At 40.9% G+C, this 23,186-nt stretch carries 19 protein-coding genes; 8 read left to right on the top strand and 11 right to left on the bottom strand.

All coding sequences use genetic code 11. The annotated features are described in order from the left end of the window. Positions 1-14 precede the first annotated feature (14 nt). Positions 15-1,142, bottom strand: a complete 1,128-nt coding sequence (locus AFM12_RS00385) for a Gfo/Idh/MocA family protein (protein WP_055143055.1) — start codon at positions 1,140-1,142, stop codon at positions 15-17. Positions 1,143-1,226: 84 nt separating this feature from the next. Continuing rightward, positions 1,227-2,060: a sugar phosphate isomerase/epimerase family protein gene (locus AFM12_RS00380; protein ID WP_055143053.1), complete on the bottom strand. Its 834-nt coding sequence runs from the start codon at positions 2,058-2,060 to the stop codon at positions 1,227-1,229. A 171-nt stretch (positions 2,061-2,231) separates the two neighbouring features. Here AFM12_RS00380 and AFM12_RS00375 point away from each other — a divergent pair, with 171 nt between their 5' ends. Continuing rightward, positions 2,232-3,224: a Gfo/Idh/MocA family protein gene (locus tag AFM12_RS00375; protein ID WP_055143051.1), complete on the top strand. Its 993-nt coding sequence runs from the start codon at positions 2,232-2,234 to the stop codon at positions 3,222-3,224. A 263-nt stretch (positions 3,225-3,487) separates the two neighbouring features. On the opposite strand, the gene AFM12_RS00370 is transcribed toward AFM12_RS00375, so the two are convergent. Further along, positions 3,488-4,927 (bottom strand): type III PLP-dependent enzyme domain-containing protein, encoded by a 1,440-nt coding sequence (locus AFM12_RS00370; protein ID WP_055143049.1) that lies wholly within the window; start codon positions 4,925-4,927, stop codon positions 3,488-3,490. Positions 4,928-5,085: 158 nt separating this feature from the next. Here AFM12_RS00370 and AFM12_RS00365 point away from each other — a divergent pair, with 158 nt between their 5' ends. Both AFM12_RS00365 and AFM12_RS00360 read left to right on the top strand, forming a co-directional pair. Continuing rightward, positions 5,086-6,546: a UDP-N-acetylmuramate--L-alanine ligase gene (locus AFM12_RS00365; protein ID WP_055143047.1), complete on the top strand. Its 1,461-nt coding sequence runs from the start codon at positions 5,086-5,088 to the stop codon at positions 6,544-6,546. Between the two features lie 4 nt (positions 6,547-6,550). After that, on the top strand, positions 6,551-6,892 hold the full coding sequence (locus AFM12_RS00360; RefSeq protein ID WP_055143045.1) for a TfoX/Sxy family protein: 342 nt from the start codon (positions 6,551-6,553) through the stop codon (positions 6,890-6,892). Positions 6,893-6,918: 26 nt separating this feature from the next. On the opposite strand, the gene AFM12_RS00355 is transcribed toward AFM12_RS00360, so the two are convergent. From AFM12_RS00355 to AFM12_RS00345, 3 genes are all read right to left on the bottom strand, one after another. Then, a complete protein-coding gene (locus tag AFM12_RS00355) occupies positions 6,919-7,926 on the bottom strand; it encodes a glycosyltransferase family 9 protein (RefSeq protein WP_131458134.1) in 1,008 nt (335 codons plus the stop codon). A gap of 3 nt (positions 7,927-7,929) precedes the next feature. Continuing rightward, on the bottom strand, positions 7,930-8,544 hold the full coding sequence (locus tag AFM12_RS00350; RefSeq protein WP_055143041.1) for a DUF4254 domain-containing protein: 615 nt from the start codon (positions 8,542-8,544) through the stop codon (positions 7,930-7,932). Positions 8,545-8,628: 84 nt separating this feature from the next. Further along, complete coding sequence (locus AFM12_RS00345; RefSeq protein ID WP_055143039.1) at positions 8,629-9,918, bottom strand: Gfo/Idh/MocA family protein; 1,290 nt, start codon at positions 9,916-9,918, stop codon at positions 8,629-8,631. Between the two features lie 118 nt (positions 9,919-10,036). Between AFM12_RS00345 and AFM12_RS00340 the strand changes: the two genes are divergently transcribed. The 4 genes from AFM12_RS00340 (at position 10,037) to AFM12_RS00325 (ending at position 15,683) form a co-directional block, all read left to right on the top strand. Beyond that, complete coding sequence (locus AFM12_RS00340; protein WP_055143037.1) at positions 10,037-12,421, top strand: TonB-dependent receptor; 2,385 nt, start codon at positions 10,037-10,039, stop codon at positions 12,419-12,421. 1 nt (position 12,422) lies between these two features. Further along, positions 12,423-13,460: a DUF4249 domain-containing protein gene (locus AFM12_RS00335; RefSeq protein ID WP_055143035.1), complete on the top strand. Its 1,038-nt coding sequence runs from the start codon at positions 12,423-12,425 to the stop codon at positions 13,458-13,460. A gap of 59 nt (positions 13,461-13,519) precedes the next feature. Next, a complete protein-coding gene (locus AFM12_RS00330) occupies positions 13,520-14,641 on the top strand; it encodes a MalY/PatB family protein (protein WP_055143033.1) in 1,122 nt (373 codons plus the stop codon). A gap of 91 nt (positions 14,642-14,732) precedes the next feature. Then, a complete protein-coding gene (locus AFM12_RS00325) occupies positions 14,733-15,683 on the top strand; it encodes an aldo/keto reductase (protein WP_055143031.1) in 951 nt (316 codons plus the stop codon). 50 nt (positions 15,684-15,733) lie between these two features. Here AFM12_RS00325 and feoB read toward each other — a convergent pair whose 3' ends face one another. The 3 genes from feoB to AFM12_RS00310 all read right to left on the bottom strand — a co-directional run bounded on the left by feoB (position 15,734) and on the right by AFM12_RS00310 (position 19,051). Next, complete coding sequence (gene feoB / locus AFM12_RS00320; protein WP_055143029.1) at positions 15,734-17,830, bottom strand: ferrous iron transport protein B; 2,097 nt, start codon at positions 17,828-17,830, stop codon at positions 15,734-15,736. A 28-nt stretch (positions 17,831-17,858) separates the two neighbouring features. Continuing rightward, positions 17,859-18,098 (bottom strand): FeoA family protein, encoded by a 240-nt coding sequence (locus AFM12_RS00315; RefSeq protein ID WP_157687243.1) that lies wholly within the window; start codon positions 18,096-18,098, stop codon positions 17,859-17,861. A gap of 92 nt (positions 18,099-18,190) precedes the next feature. Further along, positions 18,191-19,051, bottom strand: a complete 861-nt coding sequence (locus AFM12_RS00310; RefSeq protein ID WP_055143025.1) for a TlpA family protein disulfide reductase — start codon at positions 19,049-19,051, stop codon at positions 18,191-18,193. A 102-nt stretch (positions 19,052-19,153) separates the two neighbouring features. Here AFM12_RS00310 and AFM12_RS00305 point away from each other — a divergent pair, with 102 nt between their 5' ends. Beyond that, entirely contained in the window at positions 19,154-20,023 is an 870-nt protein-coding gene (locus AFM12_RS00305) for a sugar phosphate isomerase/epimerase family protein (protein ID WP_055143023.1), read from the top strand. A gap of 126 nt (positions 20,024-20,149) precedes the next feature. Here AFM12_RS00305 and AFM12_RS00300 read toward each other — a convergent pair whose 3' ends face one another. Continuing rightward, positions 20,150-21,793 (bottom strand): glycerol-3-phosphate dehydrogenase/oxidase, encoded by a 1,644-nt coding sequence (locus AFM12_RS00300; RefSeq protein WP_055143021.1) that lies wholly within the window; start codon positions 21,791-21,793, stop codon positions 20,150-20,152. A 54-nt stretch (positions 21,794-21,847) separates the two neighbouring features. After that, complete coding sequence (locus tag AFM12_RS00295) at positions 21,848-23,008, bottom strand: galactokinase (RefSeq protein ID WP_055143019.1); 1,161 nt, start codon at positions 23,006-23,008, stop codon at positions 21,848-21,850. Between the last annotated feature and the right edge of the window lie 178 nt (positions 23,009-23,186).

The raw sequence follows: 23,186 nt of genomic DNA, 5'->3' as shown, positions 1-23,186 counted from the left end.
CAAATTCCAATCAATCAGGCTTCAGCGGCAAAATCAGGAAGGTAAAGTCGCTCCCCGCCTTGTAAGGCGGATTCATGAGCCAAAATTCCGACAGAGGTCCAATTCGCCGATTGAACCGCATTTGGGAACGGATCGCGATCCTCTTTTAAAGCCATAATAAACTCATGAGCCATATGAGGATGCGAACCACCATGGCCACCACCTTGGGCAAAACTCAAATGCGTATTCTCGGCAATATCATAAACACCTTTAGTGGTGAAATCCTGTATGCCTTCAGGCAATAAATGAGCGTAATCAGGTACTTTGACTTTCTCAGGGATTTCCGGTTCAGGTTTCTTGGCGGTATGTAAAACATGCTCCTCGTCTTCAATCAAAGTCCACTCAAAAGATTTTTTTGAGCCATAAACTTCAAAGCTCTCCCGATACTGACGAGCCACATCAAAAAGCGAACGATAAACATATGCACTCAGATCTGAATCTTTGAATTTAATATGAGCCGACTCCACTGCAAACGGAGAATTATGAATATCGGCCAACTCTTTTCTTATTGTTCCTGAGCCAAAACAAGAAACATATTCGGCCTCCAATTTCAGTAAACCAGTGACAGGCCCTACACAGTGAGTGGCATAATGCATCGGTGGCAAGCCCGGCCAGTAATCTGGCCAACCATCCATATCCTGTTGATGAGAAGCCTTTAAGAATTGTACTCTCCCAAGTTCTCCTTTTTCGTATAACTCTTTCACATACAGAAACTCACGGGCATAAACCACGGTTTCCATCATCATATACTTTTTACCGGTTTCTTTGCATGCTTTTACGATTTTCATGCAGTCTTCCACACTAGTTGCCATAGGAACAGTACAAGCTACATGCTTTCCCGCATAGAGTCCTTTTAACGTTTGCTCTGCATGATTCGGAATGGGTGAATTGATATGCACCGCATCAATATTCGGATCTTTCAAAAGCTCATCATAATCGGTATAGCGTACATCGATATTGAACGCATCACCAATCGCATTCATTTTCTCTGCATTTCGCTGACAAATTGCGTACATATTGGCGTCAGGGTGACGCTGATAAATAGGAATAAATTCAGCACCAAAACCAAGGCCCACAATAGCCACATTAATAGGTTTGTTCATTTTATATTTCTTTAAAGGGTTTATTCAATTTCTAAATGTTTATTTTGACTTATTCAACTGTCAGTTCGAGCGGAGCCGAGAACCTCATTCAAGCAACTTGTTCAGGTACACATAACTATCCTTCACCAATTGCTCCTCACTTTCAAACATTTGACGCCAGATATGGGCCGCTGAAAGTTTCTGACTGAAAGCCTCAACGGATATGACACCTTGATAATCAATGCCTTTCAGAGCGTCGACAATTTCCGGAAAATCAATATGCCCTGCTCCCAAAGTTCCACGGTCATTTTCCGAAAGCTGAACATGAACCAGCCTTTTGCCGATTTTCTTAATCGCCTCAGCAAGGTCTTTTTCTTCAATATTCGCATGAAAAGTATCAAACATCATCTGGCAATTCGGATGATCTACCAGATCAATGAGCTCCAAGGTTTCATCGGTACAAGTGCATAAATAGCTCTCAAATCGATTAAGATATTCCAACCCCAGCATGACTCCACTTTTTTGGCCATGCTCAGCTAAATGCCAGAGGTTTTCTGCTGCCCATTTTTTCTCTTCGTTAGTAGCCGGTTCACTGGTAAAGACTCCCAAAGCTGAATGATATGGACCTATAAACAGTTCGGCTTCCAGAAAATTGGCGACATCGATAACTCCCTTGTTAAACTCTAAAGCCATTTTTCGCACATCGGGGTCTTTGTCAATTGAGTTCAGGTCTGGTCCATTAATGGTTTCGGCCACCACGTTTAGTCCAAGTTCATCCAGTCTTTTTTTCCAGTTTTTCCATTGAGAAATATCGGCATTCATGATAGGTATCTCCACCGTATCATAGCCCGTTTCCTTTATGAGATTAAGAACTGGCAAGAGATCTTCTGTCATCTCTACCCCCCAGAGCAGGAGGTTAATTCCACGTTTGTTTGTCATTATTAAGGGTCGAATTCTATATGTGTTAAATATACACGATTATATAATAACAGCTATGCTTATGAAAGTGTCATTGGTCTATTAACTTTTATATCTTGTCAACAAGTTAATCAGCTCTTTGATTAGCATTGTATAAATTGGAAAATCATTCTACCCAAAAAACAACAAAATATGATCAAATGGGGAATTATCGGAGTTGGTGATGTGTGTGAAATAAAAAGCGGACCAGCCCTCCAAAATGCAGAGGGTTCTGAGTTAGTCGCTGTCATGCGACGGACCGGCTACCTGGCTGAAGACTTTGCAAAAAGACATGGAGTGCCTAAATGGTATGACAAAGCTGAAGACCTTATTAACGACGCTGAAATCAATGCAGTTTATATTGCCACCCCTCCGGATGGACATGCTCCCTACGCAAAAATGGTTGCTGAAGCAGGCAAAACTGTTTATGTAGAGAAACCCATGGCCAGGAGTCATGAAGAATGCCTCACAATGGTGGAAGCCTGCGAAAAAGCCGGCGTCAAGCTTTTTGTAGCTTACTACCGAAGAGCCCTTCCTAATTTTTTGAAAATCAAAGAACTGATTGACTCAAATACCATTGGAGATATTCGCTTTATTGACATCAAAGTACATAAATCACTCAAACCGGATATTGTTGGCCAAAGCGAAAACCTTGACAACTGGCGAACCAAACCTGATGTAGCCGGAGCAGGATACTTTTATGACCTGGCCTCCCATCAGCTTGATTATTTTGACTTTTTATTTGGGCACGTCGTAAAAGCTAATGGAATAGCCAAAAACTTTGGGGGACTATACTCAGCAGAAGACACCACTCTGGGCACTTTTGAGTTTGAAAACGGTGTATTAGGTATGGGAAGTTGGTGCTTCGCAACAGACGTAGACTCGGAACTTGAAAAAACAACGATCTACGGGTCTAAAGGCCGAATCGAATTTAGCTTCTTCACGGGTTCTGATGTCTTTTTATTTCAGGAAAACGCAAAGGTCGAGAAATTCTCTTTTGAAATGCCAAAACATATTCAGCAGCCCTTAATTCAAGGTATGGTTGATGAACTAAATGGTTTAAATAACCGATGCCCCTCAACAGGAATCAGCGGAGCAAGAACCAACAAAGTTCTAGAAGAAATTTGCGTAAGAGTTGATAAATAGCTGAGTCTCAGCCAATCTCACCTTTACGCCTTAACCACTTCTACATCAGCTTCTTGAAGAGAACTTCCATAGGCAGGACACTGCTTTTTGCTACAAGAGGCAAAAGCCACAGAAGTTAGAATAAATAGGATCGCAATTTTAAGTTTCATCTTAATAGTTAAGTCTTTTGGTAGCTAACTGTTCAAAAAACGAACCAAAAATAAGGATATTTTATTTTTGACTCTCAATACCCGACTTTGAGAGACTAAAATATCCCAGATTAATTAGTCAAGCTTTAGCTTTTCAGCCTTTTTTCGTTTTGAACGATAACCCAATATTTTCATCATTGACTCGGCATCCTGCTCTTCTGCAAAAAGCTCTGTAGTCAGGTTACCCTCTTCATCTTGGCCCACCAAAACGTGCTTGGTAGCCGGTATTAGACAATGCTGAATGCCACCGTAGCCGCCGAGGGACTCCTGATAAGCTCCTGTATGGAAGAAACCGATATACTGATCGTCTATTTCTTCATCAAACATCGGTAGGTAAAGGTCTTCTGAATGAGCCTCTGTATTATAGTAATCGGCAGAATCACAGGTTAAGCCACCAAGATTCACCTTGGTATATGGCAGACCCCAATTATTGACCGGCAACATGATGTATTTTTGCCCAATCCCCCATGAATCAGGCAATTGGGTAATAAAAGAACCATCGATCATGTACCAAAACTCACGATCATTCTGCTGTTTGATGTCAATTACTTTGTAAAGCGTTGCACCGCTTTCACCAACAGTATAGCTACCAAATTCAGTGTAAATATTTGGAACAGGAACGTTGTTTTTATTGCAGATCCATTGAATGTTTTCAATGATTTCGTCAATCATGGCCTGATAGTCATAATTGAAAACTACCGAGGTTTGAATTGGCATTCCTCCACCGATATCAATACTGTCTAGTTCAGGACAAATCTTCTTCATTTCGCAATATTTAAACATAAAGCGAGTAAGCTCTGACCAGTAATAAGCCGTGTCTTTAATCCCTGAATTGATGAAAAAGTGAAGCATTTTAAGCTTAAAACGCTTATTTGGCTTTATTTTCTCCAAATAGATCTCATCGACATCTTTATATCTGATCCCTAATCTTGATGTATAGAAAGGGAAATTAGGCTCTTCATCTGTTGCTATTCGAATAGCTATCTGAACCTGTTCGGCCTTATCTACGTGCTCCAGATAATGGTCTATTTCGTCAAGATTATCCAGACAGGGAATGAGGTTCTCAAAACCATCATTCAGCATTTCTGAAATGTACTCAAGATACTGTGGCCGCTTATGACCATTACAAATGATATATGTGCTTTTACTTATTTTACCTTCTTCATGCAGGGCTTTAATAATAGGCATATCAAAGGCTGAAGAAGTCTCCAGGTGAATACCATTTTTTAAAGCTTCATCAAGAACAAACTTGAAGTGCGATGATTTTGTGCAATAGCAATACGTATATGTTCCCTTATAATTGTACTTTTTGATCGCATTTCTGAACATCATTCTGGCATTCTCTATATGCTCAGTAATTTTAGGTAAGTAAGTGATTTTCAGAGGTGTGCCATATTTTTCAATAATTGGCATCAAGGGTACATTATTGAACAGCAAACTATTATTTTCATCAATACCGAATTCTCTGGTTGGGAACTCAAAAGTTTGCTGAATAAGGTCAATATATCTCTTCATTAATCTGTCGCGGGTTCAGAAACCCTGTATTTCAAATGGTGAGTTGGCTTTAGCACTCAAAAAAACAACGTGCAAATGTGCAGATAAATTCAGAAATTGCAATCCATTTAAAGCTCCACTAGAGCATTTTTTTTAAGCAATTCAGGTCGAACATTTACATGTCAAACAGCCCTCAGAAAGTTCACTTCATCGCAATTGGCGGTGCCGTTATGCATAATCTGGCACTTGCTCTCCATCAAAAAGGCTATCAGGTCACCGGATCAGACGACGAAATTTATGATCCTGCCAAAAGCAGACTTCAATCTGCCGGTATCTTACCTGACAATATAGGCTGGAACGAGGAAAATATCAAGGAGGACCTTGATGCCGTGATTTTGGGTATGCACGCCAGAAAAGAAAACCCTGAATTACTCAAAGCTCAAAAGCTGGGTCTGAAAATCTATTCTTTCCCGGAGTATGTTTACGAGCAAAGTAAAGAAAAGCAACGAATAGTGATTGCCGGTAGTCATGGAAAAACATCTATCACCAGCATTATACTTCATGTTTTAAAATACTACAATCGTAACTTCGACTATCTGGTAGGTGCACAGATTGAAGGATTTGATCTGATGGTTAAGTTATCAGATGATGCCCCTACCATCATTATAGAAGGAGATGAATACCTCTCATCTGCATTAGAGATGAGATCTAAGTTTTTGTTCTATCATCCGCATATCGCCCTTTTCTCCGGCATCGCCTGGGATCACTTTAATGTCTTTCCCAAGTTTGAGGATTATGTAAAGGCATTTGAAGAACTGGCTGATGGCCTGCCAAAAGCCGGAGCTATCATTTTTGATGAAACCGATAATATGGTGGATGTCATTTGTGAAAAAGAACGCGAGGATGTCAACAAAGTCCCTTATAAAGCTCACCCATATGAGGTCAAAAACGGAGTTTCTTATCTTCTAACGGACAATGGAAAAGTGCCTCTAAAGATTTTTGGAGAGCACAATATGAAAAACCTGAATGGTGCAAAGAAGATATTAGAACGACTGGCCATTACCGAAGAAATGTTCTACGAGGCTATCCAGAGCTTCAGTGGTGCGGCCAAGAGACTTGAAAAGCTTGGCGAAAATAAGTACACCCAAATATTCCGTGATTTTGCTCACGCACCTTCAAAAGTAGAAGCGACCACCAAGGCGGGCAAAGAGCTACAGCCTGAGCGTCAACTTATTGCCTGCTACGAGTTACATACTTACAGTAGCCTAAACAAGGATTTCCTGCCTCATTACGCTGAAAAACTGGATGCCGCAGATAGAGCTGTAGTGTTTTACAGCCCACATACACTGGAGATCAAAAAGATGCCAGCGATCTCAAAAGATGAAATAAAAAAGGCTTTTGGTCGTGATGATATTGAGGTATTTACAACCGCTGAAGAGCTTGACAGCTTCCTGAAAAGTCAAAATTGGTACAACAGTAATTTACTCCTTATGTCATCCGGGACTTTCGGAGGAACCGACCTTAGCCAACTGGCGAAAGAGATTCTTGAAATGCCCGTTGATATACCAGAGGGAGAAAAAACTGCGGTAAAGAATAAAAAGAGCTCTAAACTCAGAGGAATTTTCAAACGCAAAAAATAAACCCATGGCCTATAACGAGGAACTTGCCCAACGAATCAGAGAACGTCTTGAAAACGTGGAAAACGTTGAAGAAAAGAAAATGATGGGTGGTCTGGCGTTTATGGTCAATGACAAAATGTGCGTCGGCGTCATCAAGGATGAAATGATGTGTCGTATTGATCCGGTCGATATTCCTAATGCCTTAGAACGCCCCGGCTCCCGCCCAATGGATTTCACCGGCAGGCCAATGAAAAGCTTCATTCAGGTAGATGAAATCGGTCTTCAGAAAAACGCTGATTTTGATTTCTGGATAAACCTATGCCTTGATTTTAATCCCAGAGCAAAGGCTTCGAAGAAGAAAAAGTGAATCCAGAGATACCGTTCAACGTTCTCTTAATCACCCAGAAAACGTTGTGTAACATCCTCAGCTGTTATCCAATTCAAACAAGCATGGTCTTCACGCAGGCAGGGCTTATTTCCATAGACTGAGCACGGTCGGCATGGGAGTTCATCTGTTGAAACCTCAACGATTTCATGTTTTTGTGCACCATAAGGGCCAAAACCTGCATTAGTATGTGTGGCACCCCAAATTGACACCGTTTTAACGCCTGCCAGTGCCGCCAGGTGCATATTACTGCTATCCATACAAATCATGACATCTAAAGCTGAAATCATGGCCAACTGATCTTTCATGCTGTATGAAATACCAACAACAAGAGAATTTGGGAAATCAACCGAAAGCTGCCTAAGCTGATAAAGTTCCTCATCTCCGCCACCAAAAAGAAAAATGTAATAACTCCTGGGAATCTGCTCCATTACCTTTCTGATGTTCTCTTTGGGCCAAATTTTCCCCTTGTGCTGAGCAAAAGGTGCGATTCCAATCCAAGATGTTTCCTTTTCAAAAAAGGGTTTTGGCAGGTTTTTGAAATAGTTTTTAGATGCCTTACTATCAAATTCAAACTCAATTCCGGCCTGCTTAAGTACTTCAGCGTACCGTTCAGTAGAATGAGTTAGTTGCACTCTTTTTTTATTCTTACCTACAGTCAAATCCTTCTTATCCGCCCTACCCTTGTCCAGCGTAAAAGATTTTAAGGGTGTGAGAAAAAACTTTAACAAACCCGATCTCAGGTTTTGATGTAGATCCAGAACTCCTTCCATTTGATAGGTCTTTTTGAGTCTTTTAGCCAAACGAAAAATTCCAATGAGACCTTTGAATTGTTTGTCTACATCAGCATCAATAATCTGAATTTGATCATATCCATCAAAAAAGGCCTTAAATCTTGGCCGTGTCAGGACCAGAAATTTGACGTCCGGATTTTGCTCACACGCCTGCACTAAAACAGGTAGGGTAAGTAAAACATCACCCATCGCTGAAAACCGAATGACAAGGAAAGTTCTCACCGATCAGACTTTGCTTTTATATAGTTCAGGGTTAAGGCTGGGATCATTATACATTTTCATCTGCTTATACATTTTCATATACTTATCCCCTCTGCTGAGGTCAAGCATGAGTTCGTTAAAACAGATGGAAAGGTCATTTTCCTGCTGAAGCAAAACCTCTAACTTGGCCGCAGCCTTGTCACGGTGTTCAGTATCTGCATCTTTACGCTCAGCCTGCTCCATAAAATGATAAATCTTCAGCTCCAGAATAGAGAGCCTGTCGAGCAACCAGCCCGGCGTCTCAGAATTCATTCGTGCATTTTCTGACCGATCGACCTCTGAGAAAACTTTATAGAAAAGCTCATCTATGTCCTCCACCTTATCAGTTCGGTTTTGATTTGACGCATCAATTTTACGCTTGGTCAACACGAATTCTTCAGTAGAAATATCATCTCTTCTGATGATGTCTTCAAGGTGCCACTGAACCGTGTCAATCCAGTTTTTGACATATAATAAACCCTCAAAAGAATTCTGGTCAAAAGGGTTTGTCAATGAAGCATTCACATGATCCTGCAAATGGTAATCATCAATGGCTTTTCTGAAAATAGAAATGATTTCTTTGGCTGAAAGTAGATTCATGGAGCAAATTTAGCTGGAATTAGGGAACATTCTGTTTCCTACGAACTTCATTCGTCAAAAAATAAGAGGCATTCTGAAATTCATTTATGAAGGATAAACCCACTCCCCTCTGTAATCTCTTCGTAAAAGCTTGTTAGCATCCACATCACCTACTACCATGTCCTTTTCATCGTCCCAGATGATACTTCTTCCAAGATCATTAGAGAGCATCCCCAACAAAGACATATTAGTCGCATATCTACCATGCTTAATATCAGCATGAGGTATTTTTCCGGACTCAATACTTTTTATTAAATCAGCCCATACTAATTTGATGTTTTGACCATCCGGCAGGTCTAATTGAGGGTCTTCATGAATTATTGAAGCATTTTTACTCTGTGGGTAGAAGGTCCAGCCACCGTGCCATCCCATATGAAAAGTACCCTCAGTTCCATGAAAATAAGCTCCTACATTCTCCCCCTGCTGCACAGGCCGCTTATTATTGATACTGTGCTCCCAGAAACAGATAAAACTCTCAAACTCATAGGTCACCAATTGATTTTCGGGCACATCCTGAATATTATCTCTGGACTTTTTAGTGCTGGTTGAGAAAATCTTTTTTGGAGCATTTTCTTCCGTCCACCATAAAATCTGATCAAACCAATGCGGAGCCCAATCGCCCAAGGTTCCGTTTGCAAAGTTACGCTGCCTTCTCCATGCCCTTGGGTGAATATCTGAGTGGTAAGGAATTAACTTAGCCGGGCCACAGTACATATCCCAGTCCATCCCGTCAGGTAATGGTTCGCTTGGTTTTTGTTCTCCAAAGCCTTGAGCATAATTCACAAACGCCCTCACCTCGCTGATGTGACCTACTTTACCACTTCTAAGAAACTCCATCCCGCTGACATTATGCGGCGAGTAACGGCGGTGAAAATCCACAATACACATTTTGCCGGTATCTCTGGCCGTTTTGAGAATTGCAGAGCCTTCTTTTATGGTATGTCCTATCGGCTTTTCAAGAAAAACATGAGCTCCATTTTTCATCGCCTCTATCGCAATCAGAGCATGCCAGTGATCAGGCGTGGCATTGATCACAATATCCGGTTTAGTATTTTTGATGCATTCTCTAAAATCTTTGAATACTTTCGGCTGGTCACTTGTCCAGGTCTTGAGTTCGTTTTGGCAGGTCTTAATTTGAGTTTCATCCACATCACATAGAGCCACCACATTTGAGACTCCGGAAGCCACAGCTTCACGAAGAATATTGGTACCCCACCAGCCACAACCGATGAGAGCAACCTTATATTTGGATTGATTTGCAAAGGTGATAAAGGGTCTTGAGATAATTCCGGCTGTAGCCAGAGCAGAAGTTTTTATAAAATCTTGTCTGTTCATATTAAATTGGGTTGAAATCTGAAATTAATAATTTTGCCGTTAAGGCAATTGCCCCAGATACTTTTTATCAGCAATACCATAGTTTTGAATTCGTTTTGTATCCAGCTAAAAACCCTTGATGAAGTGTAAACTTTTACTGTTTGTTTTTTTTATCACCACAGGCTCGATGGCCCAGCAGATAACCTTCAGCGGTTATATCAGGGAGTCAGGCAGTCAGGAGCTACTCCCGGGAGTTAGTGTTTACCTCGCAAATCAAACCGCTGGTGTCAGCAGCAATCACTACGGTTTTTTCTCTCTAACTATTCCTAAACAAGACACGGTATCCTTGATTTTTTCATTTGTTGGATACGGAAAACTGGAACTCAGAAAGTCAGCAACTACAAATCAGGAATTCAACATAACCCTTGAACCTGCCAATACACTCAAAGAAGTCGTAGTAAATGCTGAAAGGGAAAGCCAAAGAATTTCTGATGACATTCAAATGTCAAGCATTCAACTACCGGTTTCGCAGGTCAAAAAGATTCCAGCTTTTTTGGGTGAGAAAGATGTATTAAAAGTGCTTCAGCTGATGCCTGGTGTTCAAAAAGGAACTGAAGGCCAGGCCGGAATTTACGTTCGTGGAGGCGGGCCAGATCAAAATCTCCTCATTCTTGATGACGCTACAGTTTATAATGCTAATCACCTTTTCGGCTTCTTTTCAGTATTTAATGGCGATGCCTTGAAGAGTGTTGAACTCATCAAAGGTGGTTTTCCCTCCCGTTACGGCGGCCGGCTTTCCAGCGTGATTGACATGCAAATGAAAGATGGTAATAAAGAAAAGTTAAGCGGAGAAGGCGGAATTGGCCTGATCTCCTCACGCCTAACTTTAGAAGGACCTTTGGGTAAAAGAAAGAAAGGGTCTTTCCTTTTGTCAGGCAGAAGAACTTATCTGGATATTCTGGCCAAACCATTCATTGAGCGGGCTATTGAAAATGAAGGTGGAGAAGGCTCTGCAGGTTATTTCTTCCAGGATTTAAACCTCAAATTCAATTACGATTTCAGTCAGAAAGACAAAATATATCTTAGTGGATTCTTCGGTAAAGACAAGTTTAATCTGAATACCTTGGATGAATCTTTTGAAGAAATCGCCGGGTTACAATGGGCCAATAAAACAGGGACGTTACGTTGGAATCACCTTTACAATCCAAAATTATTTTCAAATACCTCTCTCATTTTCAGCAACTTCAATTTTGGGATTAATAATGAACTTATTGAATACGATGAGGATGGAAACAACGTCTCAGATTTCAGCTTGGATTACTCCTCCGGAATCGATGATCTCGGTATAAAAACAGACTTCGACTTTTACCCCAATGCTAATCATGAAATCAAGTTTGGCCTGCAGTTTACCCGCCATATTTTTAGTCCTACAGCCTTTGTGATTAATGGGACTGAGGGCGAGGGTAATATCAACGTTAAACCTGACCGCCTCAAATCATTGGAATCGGGTATTTATGCTGAAGATGTTTGGACTATCAATACAAAGGCAAAACTCAATTTTGGACTTCGTTACTCCAATTTCAACACGGACTCAAAGAATTACGGCCGGCTAGAACCACGTATTTCAATAGCCTATAAAATGGCACCAGACCTTTCGCTAAAAGGATCATACGCAGTCATGAATCAATACATTCACCTGTTGACCAATACCGGCATTGGCCTTCCGACAGATTTATGGGTACCTACCACGGATAGAGTAGCACCACAACGCTCAGAGCAGGTGGCCATTGGCTTAGCCAAAGATCTGGGTAATACTGGTTTCAACCTGAGCCTTGAGGGCTACTACAAAGACATGAAAAACATCATCAGTTATAAAGAAGGGGCTTCCTTTCTTGAACTTGATGGCAATACCAATTCCTTTAATGACTGGCAGGACAATATCACTTCTGGTCGTGGTAATTCTTATGGTTCAGAGTTTCTGCTGCACAAAAAGACCGGACGATTCTCAGGATGGGCTGGCTACACTTTATCCTGGACAAACTGGCAGTTTGAAGAATTAAACAATGGTAAAAAGTTCTTCCCGAAATACGACCGACGCCATGATATCTCTTTGGTCGGTATATATGAAGTCAATGAACGCATTTCATTATCTGGGGTATGGGTGTACGGTACCGGTAACGCCCTTACCATGCCTTTGGCAAGCTTTAGAATAAGAATACCTACGGCCAACCTCAATAACGACATTAACCGAAACATTTTGCCGCAATACTCTGATTATGGAGAGAGAAACTCTTTCAGAGCCGAATCTTACCATCGTCTGGATTTAAGCATTCAGTTTCACAAAAAGAAAAGAAGGCATGAAAGAACCTGGGAGTTTGGGGTAGTCAATGCCTACAACAGAAGAAACCCATTTTTCTATCAGACCGAGATTCAAACTGACGCCATCAAAGGTGAACGTACAGTTCTGAAGAGGATTTCGCTATTCCCGATTATTCCATCTTTCACCTATAATTTTAAGTTTTGAGATGAGAAGAAGCCTCCTATATATATTACTCAGCAGCCTTTTCTTCTCTTCCTGCGAAAAGTTTATTGAGACGATACCGGGCGATAAGCTTTCAGGCTATAAGCCCAAACTCGTAGTTTCTTCAGCTATATCACCGGACGAGGAAATCATAGAAGTTTATGTCGGGGAATCTGTTCCGGTTTTTGAGTACAATCAAAACTTAACCCAATCGTATTATGTCAACGCATTAGGAGATACCACCCAACTGGGCTCAGATTTTGTTGGTATCAGTAATGCGGAAGTAAAGCTTCTGGGCCAAAACGGTGAAATTAGCTTCACTTTTGACCCCAACTCCTACACTTACCGCTTTATTCAGGATGTTGAAGCTCCTTTTCTGAACCCCGGTGAACATTATCAATTAACAGTGAAAGCCAACGGTAAAACAGTTACCGCCCAAACCACTATTCCTAATGCCGTTCCAAATATTGAAGAGGTTAAAATGAAGGTGATCAAACGAAATTTTGGAGAAGATAATCGGTATTTGATTCCTTCGTTCACGGTGAATTGGAAAGACTTAACTGAAGCTGGTAATTATTACATCGTTAGGGGCTCTGCCACCGGTACAGATACCCTCTTTTTTAATTTTGCCGGAAATTCTTCAATTCCTTCAAACGCAGTTCCGGTTGAAAATGGATGGTACAAAATACCGACCAATACGCTCTATAATCTGTATTTTGGCAATTCACTTGCCGGTGATTTTCTGAATCAGGTGGATTTCTCAAAAACAGCGGAGTTGTACCTCCAAACCTCAAAATATAACGGAAGTAATTACGAAGATGTATCTCCGGTTTTGGAGACATTGACCGTAAAACTCCTCAATATTGATGAATCCTATGCAAAATTTGAAGATTCGAGATTAAAACAGAATGACGGAAACCCGTTTGTGGAGCCTACTCCCCTTTACAGTAATATCATCGGAGGTCTCGGTTTTTTTGGTTCATTCAGAAGTTCAACAGCCGCTTTCAAAATTAATGAAAACGAATTTCTGATTCCTCAATAAGAAAAGGAACCAGCATCCTGCTGATTTGTTAGTTTTATAGTCAAAACATAAACCCCGAAATGCCCTATAATTTTGATAAGCCCACCCAAAGAAGAGGAAGCGGCAGCGTGAAATGGGATATGAAGCCCGAAAACATTCTCCCCATGTGGGTAGCGGATATGGACTTTGAAAGTCCTGATGAAATAAAAAATGCTTTGCAAGACCTTGTTGATCACCAGATCTATGGCTATGCCTGGCCACCTGATGAGCTTTTTGAGATTATTATAGATCGGCTTTCAAAAAGACACCAATGGCAAATCAAAAAAGAATGGATCGTTCTGTTATCCGGCCTTGTTCCCGGCCTTCATGCTTCAGCAAGAATTTTGGAAGACAAACCTGCAGTAATGACATCCACGCCTGTCTACTTCCACTTATTTAAAGCGGCGGGCTCAGCGGGGAATGAAACCATTGAAGTGCCTTTTGATCTTTCAAATGGCGGCTGCAAGATGGATTTTAAATCGATGCAAAAGAAAATCACTCCTCAAACAGGAATGTATATGCTTTGTAATCCGCAAAACCCCATCGGTCGCGTTTTTGATAAAGAAGAGCTTCTTGAGCTATCCGATTTTTGTTTGAAAAATGATCTCATTCTCGTTTCCGATGAAATTCATTGCGATCTTATTCTTGATGAATCAAAAGAGCATATCTCCGTTGCGTCTCTCAATAAGGAAATTGAAAATCAGTCAATTACACTTTTGGCACCTAGTAAAACCTGGAACATTGCCGGTTTGGGAGGCTCGTTTGCCGTAATCCCAAATCCTGAAATCAGAGAGAAGTTTGAAAAGGCCTGTTTTGGTATTATGCCGCATATGAACAACTGGCAGATACGATCAGTGATGGCAGCCTATAAGTACGGAGAACCATGGCGGAAAGAATTGATTAAATACCTTAAAGCCAATCATGATTATTTACTTAAAGAGGTCAATAATATTCCTGGCTTATCAATGGAACCATGCGAAGCGACCTATTTGGCCTGGATAGCCTGTGATAAAGAAAATCCGGAAGAATATCTATTGAAATACGGACTTGGTGTTTCAGGAGCTCATCAGTTCAAGGGAAAAGGCTATTTTAGACTCAATTTCGGAACCCAAAGAGCAAATCTGGAGAAAGCAATTGGAATACTAAAAAAAGCTTTTTCGTGATTGGTGATTGAAGATAAAATATGCTTTCTTCCTATTCAACGAAACGTACGAATTTTAAACTTTAGAACTTCCAGACTTTAAGACTTACAACATGAAATACCTACAATTTAATAACGGCGACAAAATACCTTCACTTGGTCTTGGTACCTGGAAATCAAAACCCGGAGAGGTTTATGAAGCTGTTAGAGAAGCAATTCGAATTGGTTACACGCATTTTGACTGTGCCCATGTTTATGGCAATGAAGAGGAGATTGGTCAGGCTTTTACAGATGCCTTTGCCGCAGGTGAAACCAGCAGGGATAAAATATTCGTTACCTCAAAATTGTGGAATAACAGGCATCGGACGGAGCAGGTAAAGCCGGCTTTGGAGTTGACTTTAAAGAACCTTCAGCTTGATTATCTGGATTTATACCTGATTCACTGGCCGGTGGTTTTGAAAGATGACAGTATGTACCCTCAAACGGCCGAAGATTTGGTAAGCCTGCAAACAACTCCACTGGAAGACACCTGGAAAGGAATGATCGCGGTTAAAGAAACAGGATTGACAAAACATATTGGTGTAAGCAATTTTTCTCCGGCAAAAATCAAAAAAGTGGAAGGAGCAACCGGGGTAAGACCCGAGATGAATCAGGTAGAAAGCCACCTTTTTCACCAGCAAAACGAGCTTAAAACATTCTGTGATCAAAGCGGAATCCTGTTCACGGCCTATTCACCGTTGGGCTCTGCTGACAGGCCAGCCAACAGAATCGCTGATAATGAACCCAGGCTATTTGATAATGAGACTATAAAGAAAATAGCGGAAGAAGTTGATGCCAGTCCGGCTCAGGTAATGCTTGCCTGGGCAGTAAACCGAGGTACTTCGGTAATTCCTAAGTCGGTAAATCCTGAAAGATTAAAACAAAATCTGGCTGCCGCGGATATTGATTTATCTGAAGACCAAATGAATGAACTGGCCAAAGTCAATAAAGATTACCGATATATTAAAGGTGACTTCTGGTGCATTGAAGGGTCAGACTATTCTTTGGAAAGTCTTTGGGGCTAGATAATCCTGAGAGCCCTCTCTATCCTGACTGGGCTCTCAAATCCAATTCGTTATTTCAATAATTGATACGTCACAAAAGCCGCCAAATAGGCTAGTGCAGTCATGTAGCCTAACTGAATCATTGGCCATTTCCAGCCTTTGGTTTCTCTATAAACAACAGCTAAGGTACTCATACACATCATGGCAAAAACATAGAAAACAAGCAATGATGCAGAGGTCGCAATATCAAAGCGGGCTTTTCCCGTTTCAGGATTCATCTCCTTTTTTAATCGGGCCTTTATAGTTCGCTCATCATCCGCAGAAGAACCAATGCTGTAAATCGTGCTCATGGTACCAACAAACACCTCACGGGCAGCAAAAGAAGTGATCAAAGCGATTCCGATTTTCCAGTCGTAACCCAACGGCTTAATTACCGGCTCTATGAACCGACCGAAATGACCAGCATAAGAGTTTTCAAGCTTATACGAAGCAATTTCATTCTCAAGTTGAACATCGTCAAGGCCACTAAATTGAGTACTCACTATTTCTTCAGCCTTATTAAAATCTTCACCCGGACCATATGATGATAAAACCCATAAGACAATAGAAATAGCTAAAATCACACGTCCGGCCTCAAAAACAAAGGTTTTCACCTTTTCATAGACTGTATAAAAAACCTGACTCCAGCGTGGTCGTTTATAAGTAGGCAGCTCCATTACAAAATAGCTACGTTCCTTTGATTTGAGAATCAGTTTCATCAACCAACCTGAAATCAAGGCTGAAAAGAAACCCAAAAGATACAGGCCCATCAATAGCAAACCTTGCAATCCAAAAACGCCAAGAACCTTTTGTTCAGGCACCACCAAGGCAATAATGATAGTGTAGATAGGTAAACGAGCCGCACAACTCATCAGAGGTGTAACCATTATAGTAATAAGCCTATCTTTCCAGTTTCCTATAGTACGGGCCGACATAATCGCCGGAACCGCACAGGCCATTCCACTAATAAGTGGTACCACACTTCTGCCACTCATTCCGAAACGGCGTATCAGGCGATCCATTAAGACTACCACTCTTGACATATAACCCGACTCCTCTAAAATACTGATCAGGATAAACAGAAAAGCGATTTGAGGAATAAAAATGAGCACCCCTCCTACACCGGCGATAACTCCATCCAGTAATAAATCCGTCAGTTTTGATTCCGGTAAGAGTGAACTAAGCCAACCTGTCAATTCGCCAATTCCGGCATCAATCCAATCTTGCGGATATGAAGCCAAAGCAAAAACTGCTTGAAAAAGAAGAAAAAGGACACCAATAAAAATAACGTAGCCCCAAACCGTATGAAGTAAAACGCGGTCAATTTTTTCAGTTACCGTTTCTTTTTTAACTCCGGTAGTTCGGACGGCTTCGGCAAGTGTTCCCCCAATATCAGCGTATCGTTTTATGGTATCATTTGACTGAAAGCGATCAGGGTCAAAGCTGTTTGCTTTAGCCAGTTGCTGGAGTTCCTTTTGCTTTTCAAAACCTAAAAATGCCAGTTTTTGAGACTGGGCGAGATATTGAAGAGCCAGATATGAGTTTTTAATGTCATACTCCTCTTTGACTTTATCAGCCAGTAAAGAATATTCCTCATCCAGAATGCTAACATTATGATGATACTCCCGCTTCTCTAATTGCTTAAAAATAGCCAGTTTCAGTCCTTCCAGACCAATTCCTTCACGAGCGTTAATTTCCACCACCGGTACTCCTAAAAGAGACGCCATTTTCATGGAATTAACCTCAATACCAAGATCCAAAGCCGAATCCAGCATATTAAGAGCCAATATACATGGTATATTGAGATCACTCACCTGCTCAAAAAGCAACATGTTTCTTTTCAGGTTAGTGGCATCTACCACCACCACAGCGAGGTCAGGATAATCGGGACTATCAGGATTGGCAAGCACTTCAAGTACTACCTGTTCGTCCAATGATCCGGGATAAATACTATAGGTACCGGGGAAATCGATGATTTCAACTTCTACGTTACTTTTGATTTTGCAAAAACCAATTTTCTTATCGACTGTTACTCCGGGGAAATTGCCAATTTTCTGACGTAGACCTGTAAGCTGATTAAAAAGGGAAGATTTTCCTGAATTGGGATTACCTAACAAAGCTACTTTCATGCACCGAAATACCCTTCAGGGGTTTAGTTTAGACTAGTTTTACTTCTATAGTTTCCGCCTCAGACTTACGAAGCGTCAGATGATAATCACCATCTAAACTGATACACACCGGGCAGCCTAAAGGAGCATGGCAATCTACTTTTATCTCAGCACCTGGTGCAAAACCAAGCTCCATTAATCGAAGAGATAAAGGGATATCGTGAAAACCAATGACTTCAGCTTTACTGCCTTTCGGTATATCTGCCAGTGTTAGATGTGTCTCTGTCACCAATTTAGAATTAGTTTAAATTAAACACAAAGGTATCAGAAAACGTTCTACCTCAAAATGATTTCAATCAGTATCTGAAAGATTTTCAATTTTCAGGAATCCAGAATTTCCTTGGCCAGAAAATTCTTAAGTTGATCAGCCCCATTCACTACTTTCAGAACCTTACCGTTTTTGCCGATAACCACATGAGTCGGATAGGCCGTAACTCTTAATTCTGACTCCATAAAACCCTCTGGTACAGAAGCAGTTTCATAAAGAAACTCTCTTTTCGACAGAAAGTTTCTCAATTTACCTTCATCGTCAAATGCCAAACTCAGAAATGTCATATCTCCACGACTTTCGTACTTTTTCACCATTTCATTGAGTTCGGGCATTTCCTCAATGCATTGATGACAAGCCACAAACCAACATTTCACAATGAGGTATTTGCCTTTTGGGTCTGATAGTTGATGCTCTTGACCTTCCAGAGTTTTAATTGGTGAGTCCGTCAAAGTCAGCCCCTCCATTCGGTAATGATGAAGATAGTCTTTGCTTTGCCACATGATCGTATTGAAAATATCTTCCTGAAGTTTCTCTTGAGGTTTATACAACTGATATTTCAATTCCCCGGGTAATTTCATCGGAAGAAACCTACTGGTCGTCAATACTTCTAGAAAATCACTTTTTGACATTTCATTGCCCAAAGAATCCAAAGCTAAAAAATCAGAAGAAAGGTTGATGCTATCGTTATAATAAACCCACCAAGTCATAAAATCCTGACTTTGATGCTCAAAAGTCTCAAGAACTTCAACTTTTTGAGTTGATTCTTTGCAGGCAGAATTGAGGAGAATTATAGCTGAAGCAATTGTAAGAAAATGACGCATGGCAGTATTTAAGATATTCACAGATTCAACCTGGCTTATAGTATCTGAATAGACCCTTTGAGAAGGATTAAAGTTTTGTAGCACTTTCATCTAAAATTAGCCCTAATCCATCCAAAATCATATTCTGTTTTAAGATAATTATGTAACTAGCGACTTCGTTTATTAAAACACTATAACCTGAATAAACTTAACATGAAAAAAAGTCTTTTTGCTAAGGTATTAGCAGTTGTCTTGATGCTCTCAATGAGCTCTTCGGTGTTTGCCCAGAAAAAATGGGGCGGCATGACCCTTTACACGGTCAGAAATGAAATGGGCAAAGACCCTAAACAAACTCTTAAAGAAGTAGCTGATCTGGGATATAAGTACATTGAAGCCGTTGATTACAAAGACGGTAAATTCTACGGATTAACTCCAGCAGAATTCAAATCTTACACCAAGAGCCTTGGTCTTACGCCAATTAGCATTCACATGGGTTCTATGACCGTTGATAATGCTGACCAACTGGCTGATGATGTAAAAGCGGCTGGTTTCGAGTATTTCATCGCTCCTGTTCCTCCAATGGGAATGTTCACTTTTGATCGTGAAACAAGATCACTTGCCATGACAGATGATGTGGAAGGTCTTACAGAGGTTTTAAATACTATTGCCCGCAAGGTGAGTGCAAAAGGTCTTAAGTTTCTCTATCACAACCACAATTTTGAGTTTGTAGAAAACAAAAATGGAATTGTACCGATTGATTACATGCTAGAGAACCTTGACCCTAAGTATGTTAATTTCCAGATGGATCTTTACTGGGTAACTAAGGCTGGTGCAGATCCTGTTGAGTATTTCACCAGATACCCAGGTCGTTTCAAAATCTGGCACGTAAAGGATATGGATGACGAAGGTCGTTTCGCTCCAGTCGGACAAGGAAACATCGATTTCGGCAAAATTCTGGCGAACAGAAAGCTTTCAGGAATGAAGTATTATATCGTAGAGCAAGATCAGGTTTTTGACGGAATGACTCCAATGGAAGCCATCAAACTTAGCCGTGAGGGTTTGATCAAGTTTGGTTTTAAGTAAGCTTAAATCCTCTAATACAAAGAAAACCTCGAAGGTCTTAAAGATCTTCGAGGTTTTCTTTTACAAGTAGCAAACGTATTTCCTGGAAGACATGTCAAAGGCAGGCCGGTGCTCCGATCTGACCTCCTAAAGACCAGCTTTCTCCTTAAAACCTTCTATCAATTTCACATACTCAGCAACCTCAATAAGAGTTTGTTCTTCACTCCAACCAAGTTCTTTCTGAAGTATTGGTGCAATTCTTTCAGCCGCCTTTATGCTTCCCTCCCAGTCTGAAATCTCAAGCCGAATTCTTCTGGAAAGAAAATCCCGAAGCTTGGTAACCATTTCGTTTCTGAGAGTGTAAACAACCTCAGCTTTAAGGAATGGGTAACCTTCAATAATCGGATTTGAATAGTCCTTGCTTTCGCTGAAGAGCTTCAAAACTTCCTCAGCCTGATCGCCATACTTATCCAATAAATGGGTGACTTGTTCCTCTGAAATTCCGGTTTCCAATGCCTTTTTTGAGAATTCAATCGCATTGAAGTCTTTTTGCTGAGCTCCTACTAAAACGTGGGAGTCAGTTTGACAAGGCACAGAGTTCCTCAAAAGTTCAGCGGCATAATCGACTGTATCTTTGGCCATAACCCGGTAGGTGGTCCATTTACCTCCCAAAAGGCTGATAAGTCCCGAGTTTTGATCATATTCTACCTCGTGATCACGTAATAAACTCTTCGTATCTTTTCGATTTGAACTTTTAGGAGCAAGCAGTGGTCTGATTCCTGCAAAACCCGCTTTAATATCCGCCCTTTGAGGCATTTTCTCAATGAAAGGTTCGAGCGTTTCCAGTAAATAATCCACCTCCTGCTCCTCCAAAACCGGTTCATTGGCTAAATCATGGTATGCTGTATCCGTGGTGCCCACCATCACTTCGTCGTCTAATGGTTTCACAAAAACGACGCGTCCGTCTTTGGTCTCTGGAATAAGCATAGCATCCTTACTCTGCAAATAGGAAGACGGAAAAACGATATGCACACCTTTTGCAGGTCGCATACGAAGCTCCTCTGCCGGGTCAGCCATTAATCGTACATGATCTGCATAAGGACCAGTACAATTGACAAAAAGTTTCGCCGAAATTGAGAACTCTTGATTCGAAATCAAATCCGAAACAACGGCCTTGTGAATTTTCCCTGAGGCGTTCTTTCGAAACTTCTTCAGTTCTACATAATTGGCAGCTGCTGCCCCTTCTTTTACGGCCGACTGTACCATAGCGACGGTGAATCTTGAATCATCAAACTGCCCGTCGTAATACATAATAGAGCTATGAAGACTTCGGGTCAGGCCGGGAATACGCTGAAATGTTTCCTTTTTATTGAGCCATTTGGCCTTTGGCATTCCATCATCTCCGGCTATTAGACCATAAATTTTCAAACCAATAGAGTAGTAAAGACCCTCAAACCAGGAAAATACAGGAGTGATTAAAGCCAAAGGCTTGGCCAAATGGGGAGCTAATTTCAGCAAGGTTTTACGTTCATGTAAGCCATGATTTACCTGTTTTAACTGAGCAAAATCTAATTTTTTGAAAGCTTGTTCTAAATACCGAACACCTCCATGAATGAGTTTGGTTGATCTTGAGGAAGTCTCTGAGCAGAAGTCACTTCGGTCTATCAGAGCAACTTTAAAACCTCTCAGAGTAGCATCCAGAGTTACTCCGGAGCCGCTGGCTCCGGCCCCGATAACACAGATATCAAATTCCTCTGTTCTAAGTCTGTCAAGATTTTCCGGTCGCTTCATTTTAATTTCTGTATCTGATTGGCCTATTGCAAAAGCTTGTTTGGACACCTTTATCTATCCACTTACGACTGTGCATCCATCGGTAATGCAAACCTCAAAATGTTCTGCCTCAAAACCAAACTGATCTTTATATGCTTTAGTCACATCGCATATTATTTCCCGTGCCTTGGACTTGTCAATTAAATTAATCGTGCATCCACCAAAACCACCTCCCATCATTCTGGCTCCAAAAACACCGGTTTTGTCTCTGACAAGGTTCACAAGAAAATCAAGTTCGGTACAGCTCACTTCGTAATCCTGACTCAGGCCGTCATGCGTTTCATACATCAATTCACCGAAGCGAATCAGGTTTTGATTATTCAAAGCATCCGTCGCCTCCATCATTCTTCTGGTTTCTGAGGTTACGAAAAAGCATCGTTTATAAACGTCTTCCGTCATTTCCGATTTGGCGGCATTCACATCATCAGAAGTGGCGTCTCTTAAACTAAGAATGTCCGGATTTCTTTGCTTTAAAACCTCTACACCTCTCTCACACTCTTCTCTTCTCTTATTGTAGGCTGAATCAGCCAGATTATGTTTCACCCCTGTATTGAACAACACAACAGACACCTCGTCAAAGGAAAAAGGGAGATATTCGTGTGAAAGAGATCTACAATCAAGCTTGATTAAATGCTCTGATTTACCAAAAAGGGAAGCATACATATCCATTATGCCACATTTTACACCGGCAAAATTATGCTCTGCCAATTGGGCAATTTTCGCCAATTGAAGACGGCTAAGGCCTAATTCAAACATTTGGTTTAGAGCAAAACCCATCCCACTTTCAATGGCCGCAGAAGAGGACATTCCGGCACCAAGAGGTACGTCTCCTCCAAATGCGAGGTCAAAACCGTTAGTAATCTGAGCTCCCCGCTCCAAAAGTTCATTGATTACTCCAATCAAAAAATTAGCCCAGGCTTTTTTCGATTTTTTTAGATTTTGAAGGTCTAGGTTTATTTCATCATTTAAGTCTACAGCATAAAGTCTGATTTGGTCATCTTCCCGAGGCTTTAAAGAAAAATAAATAGCCTTGTCTATTGCTGCTGGCAACACAAAACCATCATTATAATCTGTATGCTCCCCAATAAGATTGATACGACCTGGAGCTTTAACTTGTAAAGTGGGTGTGGCATTGAATTTCTCCTGAAATGATTTAGCGATTAGTGAGGCGTTCATTGTAAAATTCTGATTCAATAGGATCAGGTTCCTTTTGCAAGGATGAGAAATAATTAATGGTCAAAAATACAAAAAAACTATGCCGACAACATCAGCATAGTTTCTTATTGTCTACCTAAATTTTAACCTTAAACTTTATCAGGATACTCCCGATGAAAAGCGTAAGATTGGCCTAATA

The organism is Jiulongibacter sediminis (assembly GCF_001306455.1).
GTDB classification, from domain to species: Bacteria; Bacteroidota; Bacteroidia; order Cytophagales; family Spirosomataceae; genus Jiulongibacter; species Jiulongibacter sediminis.
This window is presented reverse-complemented; position numbering and strand designations above follow the sequence as displayed.